The sequence below is a fragment of the Paenibacillus lactis genome, from assembly GCF_017873605.1.
Classification (GTDB): domain Bacteria; phylum Bacillota; class Bacilli; order Paenibacillales; family Paenibacillaceae; genus Paenibacillus_AQ; species Paenibacillus_AQ lactis.
This window is the reverse complement of sequence record NZ_JAGGKI010000014.1, coordinates 23,662-37,747: the sequence shown is the minus strand read 5'-3', so window position 1 is coordinate 37,747 and position 14,086 is coordinate 23,662. Positions and strand designations below refer to the sequence as shown.

Below are 14,086 nucleotides of genomic sequence, written 5' to 3'. Positions count from 1 at the left end.
GTGATAAAAATGGAAAAGAACATAAAACTTACGGATGGAACAGAGCTAAAAGTTGGTCTAGTAGGAAATGCAAACTCTCCCACCATCATGCTTCCGGTTGCTAAAGAATCCGTTTATGGACAGGATGCCGAACACTTAAAGCTGTGGGGAGTAGACCCCGAATTAGGAAAGCATTTTGTTGAGGGACTTATGGACAAGTTCCGGATTTTACACTTCGACTACGAAGGGCACCGTTTACAACATCCGAATCCAGAGAATCTCACACCTGAAAGCATTGTAAAAGATATACTAACCATTGCTAATGAAATGAACGTTAAGAAGTTTAGCTATTATGGTTACTCTTGGTTGGCTTTGGTTGGATTACTATTAGCTATTCGGACAGACAGACTAGAAAGCTTAATCATGGGTGGCTTTCCGCCAATAGATGGTCCGTATAAAGAAATGATGGTTGTGACAAATAAAACATATAAACAAGCTTTAAGCAATCAAAATGCTTCCGTTGTTGATGAACAAAGCCAAATCAGTCCAGAAAAGGTCGATTGGGATAACATCCAAGTAAAGATCGACACGAATCAAACTAAACAGTTTGTTACAATGTACGAACATTTAATGGAATTTGATGATCGGGAAATTCAACATAAATTAGCGATTCCGAGATTGGCGTTTGCCGGGGAAAAAGACACTATCGTTTATGGAGAAAACTTCGGCAATGTCACAGTTGATATTATCGGTATACTTCAAAACAAGAAACAAGAATTAGAACAGCTTGGATGGGATATAGAAATCCTAAAAGGAAAGGATATGGATCACACCAAAGCCATGCAACCTGCAACGGTTCTGCCATTGATAAAGGCTTGGTTCATTAAACATTTGAAGTAGTTAGTAAAATTGTTGGTGATTGAAAAAACAAGAGGGCAGCCGATCAAGTTCCATCGGCTGCCCTTTTATATGTATAGTTCCATATTCCAGATGTTGACCGCTTTGGAAGCTCGTCTGGTTGAGGAATTCTGGTTTCATGGCTTATAGGCAGCTTCAGCCACAGCCTTATCATCAATCAAGAGCAACAAAAGTCACCTAGACATCGTCGTGGCCGCTGTCCCGAATCACTTCTTCTTGTTCCTCATGGCGGCGAGCAGCTTCACCTTTCCGTTGGCCCCTTCCACGAAGCGATGGTAGTCCGGAGATTCTACCGGAACGATCGCGATTTGCCCCTTCGCATTGAAATGAAGACCCCATCCGTACTTTTTCGGGAGCATGGATGCTCTCAAGCATGGTTGCGGCTTCCTAAAAAACGCTTCTCGAATCTGCTCCCTTCTCTCGGCCAGCTCCGCTTCCGGAATGTTTTTGTGCCGGATATGCACTTCGAACTGGAGCTCCTCCTGGGTATAGACATACGGATGATTCTCAAGCAGCTCAAACTCGATGCCCGGCTTGGTTTTTCCGCTTTTCTTGTCCGGAGGCTTCGTTCCGGTCTCTGCGGGGCAATCCGGGGCAACGGTAATAAACGTATCATAGTAATTCCATTCCATCTTCGTTCCTCCTGAACCGATGTATAGCTTCGCTCATCACACATCGAATTTTCTAACATCTATTATAACCCTTTATTCCTGACAGAATCGGTCAGTTATTACGGCAAAGATAGAGCAAGATTTCGAACGAAATCAAGATGGTGTAATGTTGAATCGCTTTCGTCCCGTTATCCTCTATACCGGGTGTTATATCGGTTAGAAGTGTTATTGGAATGATGGGTTCATTCGATACTCCTGGGCCTGATGGACCTTGCAGGTAAACGACCTGGCCTTTAGTTCATTCTGTTCGCATGGAGAATCCCCTCGTCACTCAAACAAAATAATGGTTGATTAAAGTTACCATCATGCGTTAAATTACTTATATAAGTCATTTCCTAAATTCTGGAATAACGAGGTCGGAGGATGATATTCTTGTTACCTACAGAGGCTACGATCAGTAGGGAGCTATTACGATACCTAGAGAAGGAGCAATTAAGCATCACTTCTTTTGCCAATCGAGCAGGCATTAATTCGGGAACGCTCAGCCGGTTTATCAAGGGACAACAAGCCTTGTCCGTTTCAAGCCTTGATTCCATTACAAGAGCTATGGATGTAGAAGAAGGATTTTTTTATGATCTATATTTAAACGAATTATCCTTGAACTGGCGGCGGCTTGGACCCTTTATCATGCGCTGTGCCGAGCTAGGAAAACTAGACTGCGTCGCACAGGCAGTCGATATGATGATGGATTATCCATCTTACGCTGCACCGCTCTTTGATTGTGCGGAAGAACTATTCCAGCAAGGGAAACGGGAAGCGCCCCTAATCATATACAAAAAAGTGGCTGACGGTGAGAAGTACCAGCACGCCGAGCGGCTTGGCTTGTGCCAATACCGGATTTTTACCTGCTCCTTAAATGAGAACCAGGAGAATAACCTGCACTGCGCCATTCAGTTTGAAGCTTATATCCGGCGAGTCCCCGAAGGCGTGCAATTAGATGCTTTAAAAGACCTGACCAACACGTTATTATCCTTACGCAAATGGAACAAAGCCAAGACGCATGCCCAGGAAATGGGGCGGATCGCAAGAATGTTGTACGCTCAGAAGCATAGCCAAATCAAGACAAACCGGAGACAACTTGAGCCAGTAAAACCATTGTTCGGCTATATTTTGTACTCCGATTTGTTATTAGGTTCGATAGCAGCAGAAAACGCTGATTATGATCTAGCCCTTTACTATTTATCCCGCTACGAGGACCAGAGCTGGATTATCGAAACCGACGAACAGGCTGAACAGACCAAGGAACAGTTTCGGGAATGGGCCAGAGGCAACCGTTATTTGTACCGCCTCATGAAGGGGAATATCGATGTTCTTGAACCGTACATTGAATATATTGCTGCTCACGAGGACGAAATTTTAAAAGCGTTGTTTAAAATCATTCAAGCGGCTAACATGTATCATTTCGAGGTGGATCCCTATCTCGAAAGATTTGAGGAGCTCATTGAAGAGCATCTCCGCCCTGGGGGAATCATCGGCAATTACACCAGACATATCATCGATGACCGCTTTGCCAATTTCCTGATCGATGTCGGCGACTATTATTTACGGAAGAACAACCTCCTCAAAGGAACGAAGTATCTCTTGGACGGTCTTGAAGTTTCCTATCGCATCAATAATCCGGTCAACATCGTAAGGTGCAATACCACGATGGAGCATCTAAGGCCCAAATTAAATCCATCCATTCTTCAACGGTATGGAGCAATTCGGAAGGAAGGCGATTCTTGGTCCAGGAAAAGAAATATTTCTTGAATCACTACCTACGGGGCCTCAAGGTATAATTGAGAAATATGTAACTTCATTTGAATGCTTGAGTGAAGAAAACCAGCCGATTCTAATAGAGATTTCAACTGCCCCCCTAATGTTAGACATCATCTAACATTGGGGGGGCAGTTCACTCGAGGGCCGTGGTTTCTAGCTGAGCCACAGCATCGCCTGCTTAGAGGAAGAGTCTGTGCAAGGGCTGGTAGTATCATTAGGGCTTACGAGTTTTTTGCAGATCGGAATTTGAAAATATACGGCTCTTTCTGCTTTATTTCATGGTCCCCTTAATTTATTACATTTCAAGATTTGGGTTTACTGTTTAGCCTTTAACTTGGAACTAGCGTTTTCCTGAGGTTTTGTGATTAGATCTTGCAATTCATCTTTTGATATTCGTTTCGCGAATAAATAATAATCATCCCAGCGTTTGTTATCATTTTTATTGATGACATCTGATAATTTCGATATAACGACACCACCCATTTTACATGAGTGTATCATTTTGTCGTTTCCAATAAAAATAGCAACGTGGGCTATCCTTTCAATGCCCTTTTTTGAATATCGGGCCCGACTGGTAAAAAACAATAAATCTCCTCTTCGAATATTTTCTTTCTTTATTTTTTTGCCGATCAGGCTCTGCTGCCTGGAAGTACGAGGAAGAATCCCGTCAACTTGGCTATAAAGATATTGTACAAATGAGCTGCAATCAAACTCTTTGGTCTGAAACGGCTCAGCCCCCAACCTGTATGGTTTACTCATATGCTTCATTCCAGCAATAATAATTTTTTCATGCGTATTTATTTTTTTCGGCTGTGCCATAAGTTCCTCCCCTCCAGATTCAAAAATAGATCAACAAATGGTGACATGTACCTTTTTTGCAATGCTACAGATTATTCAAAACCAAACAAAAGGTTTGGTTATTCGTTTATATGCAAATATGCTCTCTAAAAAATGTATTCATTCACCAATGAATTGGCCTATTCGAAAGATAGGAGTCACTAATTTAAACTCCTCGAGAAAATTCTTTACGATCTGATAAAACATCCGGGTCATGTGGAATGGACTTCGTGACCGCATTTCTAAACAGCAGTTGAGAAGATCCTGTATCTTTAAAATAAAAAAGCCGCTATCATGCGGCTATAAAACGCTCAAATCATCCTGAGCAAGAGATAATTCCTTACCATTTTTATTGATAATATAAATTTTCTCCGGAAGAGTCTTTAGGCTTTTACCTGTAATAAATAACTCGTGTCCTCCTTCGATTTGATACTTTCTTATATATACTCCTGAACCGATGTCCTCAAAAGAGTATTTGTTGAAATCATCCCAATTCAGTGATACACCCTTTTCAGACAAGCCTTTTAATTCATCTAATAAAATAGCTCCACTTGGCCCTTCTTCCTTAGTGCTCAGGCATGCCGAACAAATAATAAGAATAAGAAAAAATGTTATTGAAAACTTAATGGATTTTACTTTTTTCATTTTCTACCCCATTTCTCTGTAAATCATAGGAAGTAAATTATACCGTATTTATGAAAGGGATGCTCTGACATTAATGATCCAGTTCGGTTCGCTACTTGTCACGCTTATCGGGCTGGTCGTAACAATTGTCTTAGCATTGAACCAAAACAAAAGAAATAGGCCGCCCATGGATGGGATAACGACCTATTTCTAGTCCCTCTAACTGCCTACTGCCCTTAGAAGCGGCTGTTGTTAAAGAGTGAGGATGCTAGCTGCATCCTCACTCCACATTATTAATTACATATTGTACCATAATATTACCTGGTATTGTTACTACAGAATAGTCCAAGATTTCCATAAGAACAAAGAGGGCTGTCTATGATAGGCACCCTTCAGCAAAACCATTACCCCCCTCAAGATCTCTTCTAAAGGGGGACGAGCATTTGCATTATCTCCCGCAGTGTGTGATGCGAGACGGGCATCGGTCATTATACCATATGGGTTATATGCGTTATAGTTTATGCGTTATAGTTAAATGTAAGGCTCATTCGGCACTGGGTAGCCCCAATAAAAATCCGATGAAGCACTTTATTTCTTCAACTTTCTTTCGATATAAGAATGATCAAGTAAACTTAGTAAACTTGGGGTTAAGCACTTTATCTGGTATTGATCCAAATCACTATTGACAATTAACTGACTATTCTCTTTTCTAAGCAGCTGATCCGAACCATTTTCTAAAAACAACAGATTCCCACCACATTGTTTTAATAACTTCCCGATAACTTTAAAAAAAGGTGTTATTCCCTGATCAAAGGTGTTTCCAAATAACTGAACTCTGATGCAAATATTAACATCTAAGTCATAGTGGGTTCTAACAAAATTTATATCTGAGATATCCTCAAGTTCAAGAGCCAATGAAAAGTATTCAGTTCCGATAACTATTTCTTCTTCATCTTTCTGGATCGATACCTTTTCATTCAAAAAGTTGATTATAAATTGTTCAATAACTTCTGCCAATGATTTGCAACTTAAATTAGATTCTAAAAACAATTCGAAATCCATGCAAATCTATCCCCCAAATATCCTAGTGATTTTACCGTCAACCACAATGCAAGACTAACCGTCATCATACAGCACTAGGTAGCCCCCACCGTAAGCTACATAATACTTAGTTTTTTTTTCAAAAGATACTTTGAACCATTCGTAGTTATCATGGATACGTTCCTTGTCGGCATCACTTAAGTCTAAATATCTTTCTAAAATCGCATTGAGAAACTCAGTTGAAAGTGACTCTCCAAAAGGTTGTAAACTATCGGTTGATAAATTATCCATGATTGCTCCAATCAGTACTGTAGATGCATTGGTTAATTTTCTGGTAATAATCTCTTTTGCTTTTTCATGATCACCTTCATAAAGCAAATTAAATGCAACAGCTTGAAGAAACTCATCTCCCAAATCTTCTTCGAGTATTTTAAGGCAATAAGGTAATGCCACTTCCTTTTCTCTTATAGAAAGTTCTGTTAAAGCAGTAGTTACTTCATCTAAATTATCTAAGTTAGTTATGATTGTAATAAGTTCAGCATTATTCATACTTGCAATATACGCCTCGTAATTTGCGCGACCTGAGCATTACGCTCGGCGGGCAGCAAGTCCTCGCCCTAGGAACCCCAGTTTAAGAAAGTGTATCTGACCATAATCAACCTGTTTGATGTAACGGAATAGTGATGTATAGGTTATAAAATTAAAGCATTTGATGTGCGCCAACCGAAATGAAGAATTAACACCGGTATTATATGGGTTATATATGCTATTGGTTAAGTGTGGGGTTCACTCGTCACCGGGTAGTCCCAACAAATAAGATACCTTGAGAGGCACGAAGCCAATCAAGGTATCTTTTTAAAGTAACGCTTTTATTTTTGACTATCCCTTTTCCATACATTTTGTCCATCCGATAAAAAAACTGCATCCGGCGGATCATCATAAAGTGAAATTTCAATTAATGTACCTTTCTTTTGTATTAACCAATTATATAAACTATTTTCCTCACTAGTAGGATGCACTAAAATATCATTTACTTGAAATGTAACTGCATAATATTCAGCATAATTCACATCATCGTCATCTAACCCATTGTCTGTTTCAAAAAGTGTGTCTGGTTCACCAATAATCCTTAATCCACTATCCCACTCTATTATCAATTCACTATCTTTATACTTTTTTAACACTTTTATTAAAGGGTCATATTCCATGTGTATCCTCCTCTTTTTACTCCTTTAATGGTTCTGATGGCACTATATGCGCTCCGTCTTTTCCGTAATGAATTATTCCTCTAGTAGTTTCAAGATACTCACCAGTATCACTATCATAGTATTTTCCAATTGGTTTACCAAAATCTACTCTTTCTTTATTACCTTTTGGTAGTAATTGACCTTTGCCTGCAAACTCATCAAGCAATTCTTGTGCCGCTTTATTATCCCCATAGAAGATACTCTTGTTTTTTCCATTTGCTATCTCTTGTTTGTAATTTGGAGTATTAGGAATATGTTTCTCCTGAGCACCTGGTTTTACTTTAACTGGGAATCCATTTACTTCTCGGTAAGGTCCTATTGGTACTGAATTCTTTCCATAAGAAGGTACAGTATCACCAGTCCCCGCTCCACCCTTACCCCCATCGCCACCAGAATCTTTCTTGAGGTTAGGCGTATCCTTGACACCAAGTCGTTTCAAGGCAAAGCCGCCGAAAATCATGGCAGCCTGCTGACCCAGGTAGGTCGATGTGCCCATCTCATTGATTAGTTCTTGCTCCGCCTGGACCTCCTCACCGAATTTCTCGCGGGTGTCACCGATATCAAGTGCCATTTTGGCACCCCAAATCGTTGTCTTTACAATCTTCTCCGCGGTCCCGATCGTAGCATTGTATGCCATCTGCTTCCCAGTCTCGACCGGTTCCTCGATCAAGGCGTTCGCCGTATCTTTAGCTGAGTCCCACATCTCGGCGGCAGCTGCCTGAACTCCCACGCCGAATGCTTTAAATTCCATTCCCAGTTCATTGACATGGTCTCCAAACGATTTTTCCTTGATGGCCTTTTCATAGTGGACATTGCTCATCCCCAAAGAGTTCAGGGTCTGTGGAGATGCGCACCTAGGGTCTAAGTTTCCCTGCTCATTGTCGACCTGCATGAATTTATAAGCAATTTTTTTTAATTCCTGAGAAGTCACCTGCATATGCTCAATCGTCAATTTCATGTCGCGATACGCCTGCTGGAAATCATAATAAAAACGCGAGCACGTGGTCCCGTCCCAACATGACGCCAGCATCTGAATGTGTTGGTTCAGCGTGTTTGAATTCGCCTCCAACTGATTGAGGCTCGATTGAACTGCTCTGATACCGACAGCAGCACCTCAGGAGGCACAAGGATTTTGGACATAATTCAACCTCTTCATCATTTGCTAGATAGTCATTCTACCCTACTTCAAATAACTGGAAAAGGTTCCAAGGTCCTCTCTTATACGCAGCTTCGCTCAGCCGTAAGTGCCTATCAGAATCGCCAAATCTGCAACGTACTACACAAGAATCATCACGATTCTGACAGATTCGATCGAAACGCAGGCAAGTTGGCCACTCGCCCCATCCCGCTCAACAGCTTCCCCAAATTGGCTCGCTCGAAAGACGCCAGGTACACAGCCAACACGTCATCCGTTTCCTCTTCGGATACGTAGAGCTCGAACACAATCAGCACATCATCCTTTACGTAGATTTTCCATGCATTCAGCTCTGACCCCTCATCAATCTCATGCTCCCGCTCCAAATGCATGCTGCGGCAATAGTCGGACAAGCCCCACATGCTCTCATCGAAAATGGCCCAATACGGCAGCCGATCCTCGACGCCCAACTGCACAAATGCCTTACCAGCTAGAAAATGCTGAAGTGACCGGTTTTCCAGCTGCCAGTCGGGTGAGTTCCACGCGCAGAGATAGACTGGTGGATCCTCCTTCTCCAAATCCTGAATGCGGATCCCGCAATAGATCACGGATTCCTCCACTTGATAGAAGACCAGGAATGCCTTGTCTGTCGTGAAAAACGTTTTATCCGGAATGAACACATCTTGCAGCGGGAGCGGTTCATATTGGTTATTGCACCCTTGGGTGATATATGGGGAACGTCCCAAATTCTTATAATAATCCCGCAAGACCACCGGCAACCGAAAGCCAAGGCTCTGTTCCTTGGCCTGGATGTCCGCTTCCGGAATGCCGTGGGCCTCTTTATGATGCTCCCCTAATACACGGAGAAGTCCTTCGATTGTCGCTTTCATTAATTGAGTCAACCTCCTCGACGTCTACATCCTTAAACAAGCTTCCGGAACTCCCTGCCAGAGAGCCTTCTTCCACCCATCACAACGAATCCAATCTAGTTTATTCGGTTTCTTTAGTTTTGATTTTGCTGAAGATTGCGGGGGTAGCGTACACCTAATGATTGCCCCTATCTTTGGATAATTTGTTTTCGTCAAAAACCATTCTATCAAAGATCCAGCACCCTTGTTACGTTTTCATAGAGTGATGCTTTCGAACTTCCGGGTGAACAAATATTAGGAAATCCGGCGGATCCGCCGGCTTCTTTTTTTCATAGCAAGGAAAGAGTCATGAAGGTATTCCCTTTAGTCCCATGAGCACGACTTATTATTAGATTCAAAATATGGAAGATGGTTCCAATGCAGTAGGGAATTATGAAGTTTGTGGGATACCAACACCTTAGAATCAAATGAATAATGAATTTGACAGAGGATATCAACAAATTCTCAAGTCAAATACATCATTTGTATCGAAAGGGGTTTGATTATGACAAGAATCTTTTCGCGGTTTATTACGGTATGCATTGCCGGGGTGCTGCTGACGTTTGGGTTTCTGTCCGGATTGGGACATGCGGCTGCCGAAGAGGTGCAATCAGCTGTCGAATGGTCCAGGGATTACGGAAGCAACTCCACCGGGAAAGGAGTGATCTCGACTTCTGACGGCGGCTACTTAGCCTTAGGAAGCATATACGAGAAGGAAAAGGTTGGACCGGAGGATTGGCAGTGGTCTTTGTTTCAAAAGTCCTATATTCTGAAGCTTGATGCGGAAGGACAGGTGGAATGGGAACAGAAACTGAAAAATAATTCGGACAACAGCACGGCATATCTGGCCATTGAACCAAAAGACGGAGGATACCTTGTTGTAGGTTCAGCGAGGGGAGACGGTGAACCCATCCACCAGTTGTTCATAGTCCGATTGGATTCATCGGGGAATGTGCTGTGGGAGAAGGCTCTGGTCAATGACGGATTCTCTAATACCCCCGAAGCTATTGTCGAAACGGACGACGGCAGCTTTTTAATTGCCGGCACAGGGATTTCAAGAGGTGTCGCCTATGAAACACCGAATATTACAAAAATCGATAAAAACGGAGAGACGCTGTGGTACAAAAGGCACCGTTTTTCGGGTACTGCCGACTCTATATACGATCTGATCCCCGCGACTGACGGCGGTTATATCGCTGTTGGCTTTGGAGGCAATGTCGAATATGAATCGAAAGAACTTGATGCGCTGCTGATGGTGAAGATTGATGATCAAGGCCAACAGGTCTGGTTGAAACAATTCGCTGACCCAGGCAGCCGCTGGACTGGCCAATCGATTATTGCTTCGGAGGATGGAGGTTATGTGATCTTAAGCTCCAAATATATGGATCGTAAACGTGTAACTGTTCTTACCAAAACCGATTCGAACGGACAGGTACAATGGGAGAAAACATATCGCGATGGTACGAATTCCGAATCCTTTAATCGCCTGCTCCAGACAAAAGACGGCTACGTCATGTTGGGAGGACATACTACTAAGGGCGCTTTGGATTGGAGACAGCAATACAATGTGGTAAACGTGGACGCGTACGGCGGGTTTATCAGCAGGGAATTGTTTAAGGGGGCTCCAATTTACAACATTGGGACCGCAGCAGCAACCCCTGACGGCGGCTTTATTTTCTCTGGAACCGTTTTGCGGGGGGACGACAATAAATTTCAGCTGATGAAGGTATCTCCTTCTGAGGCCCGGCCGCCAGCGGAACGTACGCTAACGGGTATCTCGTTTACGGATAAGGAGAAGAAATTGAAAGCAGGCGCAAGCGTCACAACCGTGCTTCAAGCAGTTTATTCCGACGGGGTCAAGGATGATTTGTCCAGCGCAGCAGTATACATCGCGGGGGACAGCGCCATCGCAGATGTCGATGCATTGGGCCGGATCACGGGGCATATGCCGGGACAAACCTATGTCGAAGCAACGTATGAGGGTTTCACTGCCAGAATAAACGTCACGGTATTCCCTGAAGATACGGACGAATTCGATCCCGTCTTCGGGTCTATCAAACTGGATTCGGGCGAGTATTCAGTTATGGAAGGCTCGAGTCTTGATCTGAAGGTCACATTCTATGACTATAACACAAATACGGAAACCGACATCACCAAGCAAACAACGTTTATCAGCGATAATCCGGACATTGCCGAAGTAGATGAGGAAGGAAATCTGATCGGCCATAAACCGGGAGAAACCATAATCTATGCGAAGTATAAGGGAAGCTTGACGTATGCCAGCGTGATGGTCGTTCATGCACCTGTGTCAGAATAATTCCGGTTGACGAAAATTAAATGAAGGTCACAGCCTCAGCAGATAATTGTGCTGGAGTTGTGACCTTTGAATGAACACATCCTCCAGCGGGAGCGGTTCATATTAGTTATTGCACCCTTGGGTGATATACGGGGAACGTCCCAAAACCATATAATATATTAGACACTCTTGTCCCCACACATTTCATGTCTATATAAGATTCGCCCTGATTACCACGTAACGATCACGAATTTAATAAGTCTGATGCTGAAACCTTTTTCCAGCTCTCAAGTCCAATTAAATTTAGTATCCGTTCTTTTTCCAAATCGTCAAATTTGTCGGTATCCTTTTTAAGACTCCCTTCAAATTCCTTCATGTACTGCTTATTACTCGTGTCCGTAACGTACATATAATACACATCTTGGATGGTATCTCCGTTCCGAAATTGAAACTGAAAGACATACATTTGCTCTATTTCTTGGGTTTCAGGCAACGGTTCAAACTCTCCACGATGTGCCCATTGTGCAGCAGTCTTTAGCAAATCAGGATCACTTTGTACATTGATCAGTTCGGGTTGTACGCGACCGGAGTCTTTACGGTACAAATATATATTTACTATCTCCAACGCGCCGGATTCTTCTTCTATTCGATCGTGGTTTCTTGGCGAACAGGAGGTTATGAGCAACGTAACAAGAAGAAGATACAACAAGACTATTTTTTTGTTCATATAAAACACTCCTACACATCATCTTCACTCAAGTACGTATTTTCCGTAAGAGAGAATTTGCATTACACCATATTTTAACATAACCTCTTCCATGGACTCGCACATTTCCGGTTGACGAATCCAAAATCGGGAAGTATAATCAAATCCATATTAACCTTATAGGAATAATTAAATATCAAATGATACCGACCATTCAAATGGAGGTCACAGCCTCAGCAGATATTGTGCTGGCGTTGTGGCCTTTTATTTTTGATCCTATTTTTAAAGGCCAGGTGAGTTGAAGTGACGAGAAGGTTCCTGTCCAATCCGTTCATCGGAAAATGTTTGCCTTGGGTTCTCCCCATCTTACTAATCGTTGTGTGGGCCATATTATCCAATCTTGATGTGATATCGAGGAAAATCCTCCCCCTGCCTCAAGACGTTTTATTTTCTTTCAAAGATTTGCTGTTATCAGGAAAGTTAATCGAACACGTCTCCATCAGCTTTCAAAGAGCATTCATAGGTTTCTTAATCGGCGGGGGAATCGGCCTTGTACTGGGCTTCATCAACGGCTTATCGCCCATCGCTGAAAAATTGTTGGATACCACGATTCAAATGGTACGCAATGTTCCTCATCTGGCGATGATTCCTCTAGTCGTCCTATGGTTTGGCATTGGCGAGGAGTCGAAAATATTTTTGGTCGCGATCGGCGTGTTATTCCCGGTCTACATCAATACCTTGCACGGCATCCGATCCGTGGATAACGGATTGATCGAAATGGGCAGCGTATACGGGCTGCGCACCGCTTCGCTCTTCTGGAAAGTCGTTCTGCCCGGCGCCCTGCCTTCCATTCTGGTCGGACTCCGCTACGCTTTAGGCATCATGTGGCTCACCCTGATCGTATCCGAGACGATTGCTACGAATTCGGGCATCGGCTTTCTGGCCATGAATGCAAGAGAATACATGCAAACCGATATCATTCTGCTGACCATTGTGCTGTATGCCTTATTTGGAAAGCTGGCCGATTCCATCGCCAAACTCTTAGAGAGGCGGTTCTTACGCTGGAACCCGAATTATCACAACTAAGCCCTGAAAGGATGTGTCGACCCTGAAATCCTCTACCCATGGTGTGCATCTTCGTATAACCCAATTACAGAAAAGCTTTGGCGAACAGCCTGTACTTCGAGGCGTTGAGTTAGACGTGAAGCCTGGAGAGTTCATAGCCATCATCGGGCGAAGCGGCTGCGGGAAAAGCACGCTATTGCGCGTCATCGCCGGATTGGAGCCCGCCACGTCGGGAGGCGTATGGATCAATGACCATCCGGTCCACCATGTGCATGCCGAGACCCGGATGATGTTTCAAGATGCCAGGCTGCTGCCCTGGAATAAGGTCATCGATAATGTAGCGATCGGACTTCGAAAAGAAGATCGTCATAAAGCCGAAGCCGCTTTAGAACAGGTTGGGCTCGGTGCCCGGGCCAATGATTGGCCGTCCTTGCTCTCCGGCGGTCAGAAGCAGCGCGTCGCCTTAGCCAGAGCGCTCGCCAGCCAGCCCAAACTATTGCTGCTCGATGAGCCTTTAGGCGCGCTGGATGCATTGACCCGCATTGAAATGCAGCAATTGATCGAATCACTCTGGCAGCAGCAGCCATTTACGACCGTCCTGATTACGCACGATGTCGAAGAGGCTGTCGTCTTGGCCGATCGCGTGGTCCTCATTGAGGAGGGCCGGATCGCGATGGATCGAGCCGTCTCTTTCCCGCGCCCCCGTCAACGGGGAAATGCCGAAGTGGCCGCATTCATCGATCACATCCTGAAACGGGTCTTGGGCATAACCGAAGTGGCAAGCCGGCATGAAGCAGAAAACCTCCCCTATCCATTAAAGAAAGGTTCATAGGTGTCTAACGCCATCCCGCTCGGGAGGGAATTCCATAACCATTTCTTGAAGGAGGTGGATCACAAGCGA

13 protein-coding genes and 3 pseudogenes are annotated in these 14,086 nt (G+C 43.6%); 6 read left to right on the top strand and 10 right to left on the bottom strand.

Features of this window, described 5'->3' with window-relative positions:
• The first annotated feature begins 9 nt into the window (after positions 1-9).
• Positions 10-879 (top strand): alpha/beta fold hydrolase, encoded by an 870-nt coding sequence (locus J2Z18_RS22205; protein ID WP_007131134.1) that lies wholly within the window; start codon positions 10-12, stop codon positions 877-879.
• 224 nt (positions 880-1,103) lie between these two features.
• On the opposite strand, the gene J2Z18_RS22200 is transcribed toward J2Z18_RS22205, so the two are convergent.
• The gene (locus tag J2Z18_RS22200) at positions 1,104-1,529 is read right to left on the bottom strand and encodes a DUF6157 family protein (RefSeq protein WP_007131133.1); all 426 of its coding nucleotides are present in this window, start codon (positions 1,527-1,529) and stop codon (positions 1,104-1,106) included.
• A gap of 402 nt (positions 1,530-1,931) precedes the next feature.
• Between J2Z18_RS22200 and J2Z18_RS22195 the strand changes: the two genes are divergently transcribed.
• The gene (locus tag J2Z18_RS22195) at positions 1,932-3,317 is read left to right on the top strand and encodes a helix-turn-helix domain-containing protein (RefSeq protein WP_210095351.1); all 1,386 of its coding nucleotides are present in this window, start codon (positions 1,932-1,934) and stop codon (positions 3,315-3,317) included.
• A gap of 324 nt (positions 3,318-3,641) precedes the next feature.
• On the opposite strand, the gene J2Z18_RS22190 is transcribed toward J2Z18_RS22195, so the two are convergent.
• Entirely contained in the window at positions 3,642-4,145 is a 504-nt protein-coding gene (locus J2Z18_RS22190) for a C40 family peptidase (protein WP_007131131.1), read from the bottom strand.
• A 318-nt stretch (positions 4,146-4,463) separates the two neighbouring features.
• Entirely contained in the window at positions 4,464-4,808 is a 345-nt protein-coding gene (locus tag J2Z18_RS22185) for a hypothetical protein (protein WP_210095350.1), read from the bottom strand.
• 46 nt (positions 4,809-4,854) lie between these two features.
• Between J2Z18_RS22185 and J2Z18_RS30575 the strand changes: the two are divergent.
• A pseudogene (locus J2Z18_RS30575) lies at positions 4,855-4,965 on the top strand (putative holin-like toxin); the annotation flags it as partial.
• A gap of 410 nt (positions 4,966-5,375) precedes the next feature.
• Here the strand turns inward: J2Z18_RS30575 and J2Z18_RS22180 are convergent.
• The 6 genes and pseudogenes from J2Z18_RS22180 to J2Z18_RS22160 all read right to left on the bottom strand — a co-directional run bounded on the left by J2Z18_RS22180 (position 5,376) and on the right by J2Z18_RS22160 (position 9,100).
• Entirely contained in the window at positions 5,376-5,849 is a 474-nt protein-coding gene (locus tag J2Z18_RS22180; protein ID WP_210095349.1) for a hypothetical protein, read from the bottom strand.
• A gap of 54 nt (positions 5,850-5,903) precedes the next feature.
• Positions 5,904-6,377 (bottom strand): hypothetical protein, encoded by a 474-nt coding sequence (locus J2Z18_RS22175; RefSeq protein WP_210095348.1) that lies wholly within the window; start codon positions 6,375-6,377, stop codon positions 5,904-5,906.
• A 320-nt stretch (positions 6,378-6,697) separates the two neighbouring features.
• Positions 6,698-7,036: a YxxD family cognate immunity protein YxxD gene (locus J2Z18_RS22170; RefSeq protein ID WP_077569604.1), complete on the bottom strand. Its 339-nt coding sequence runs from the start codon at positions 7,034-7,036 to the stop codon at positions 6,698-6,700.
• A 16-nt stretch (positions 7,037-7,052) separates the two neighbouring features.
• A pseudogene (locus tag J2Z18_RS30825) lies at positions 7,053-7,430 on the bottom strand (polymorphic toxin type 50 domain-containing protein); the annotation flags it as partial.
• Between the two features lie 537 nt (positions 7,431-7,967).
• Positions 7,968-8,174, bottom strand: a pseudogene (locus J2Z18_RS30820) (WXG100 family type VII secretion target); the annotation flags it as partial.
• A gap of 191 nt (positions 8,175-8,365) precedes the next feature.
• On the bottom strand, positions 8,366-9,100 hold the full coding sequence (locus J2Z18_RS22160) for an SMI1/KNR4 family protein (protein ID WP_210095346.1): 735 nt from the start codon (positions 9,098-9,100) through the stop codon (positions 8,366-8,368).
• Positions 9,101-9,623: 523 nt separating this feature from the next.
• Between J2Z18_RS22160 and J2Z18_RS22155 the strand changes: the two genes are divergently transcribed.
• Entirely contained in the window at positions 9,624-11,435 is a 1,812-nt protein-coding gene (locus J2Z18_RS22155; RefSeq protein ID WP_210095345.1) for an Ig-like domain-containing protein, read from the top strand.
• 223 nt (positions 11,436-11,658) lie between these two features.
• On the opposite strand, the gene J2Z18_RS22150 is transcribed toward J2Z18_RS22155, so the two are convergent.
• Positions 11,659-12,141: a hypothetical protein gene (locus J2Z18_RS22150; protein ID WP_245256133.1), complete on the bottom strand. Its 483-nt coding sequence runs from the start codon at positions 12,139-12,141 to the stop codon at positions 11,659-11,661.
• Positions 12,142-12,423: 282 nt separating this feature from the next.
• Here J2Z18_RS22150 and ssuC point away from each other — a divergent pair, with 282 nt between their 5' ends.
• On the top strand, positions 12,424-13,206 hold the full coding sequence (gene ssuC / locus J2Z18_RS22145) for an aliphatic sulfonate ABC transporter permease SsuC (protein WP_210095344.1): 783 nt from the start codon (positions 12,424-12,426) through the stop codon (positions 13,204-13,206).
• 13 nt (positions 13,207-13,219) lie between these two features.
• Positions 13,220-14,017, top strand: a complete 798-nt coding sequence (locus J2Z18_RS22140; protein ID WP_210095343.1) for an ATP-binding cassette domain-containing protein — start codon at positions 13,220-13,222, stop codon at positions 14,015-14,017.
• Positions 14,018-14,086 lie beyond the last annotated feature (69 nt).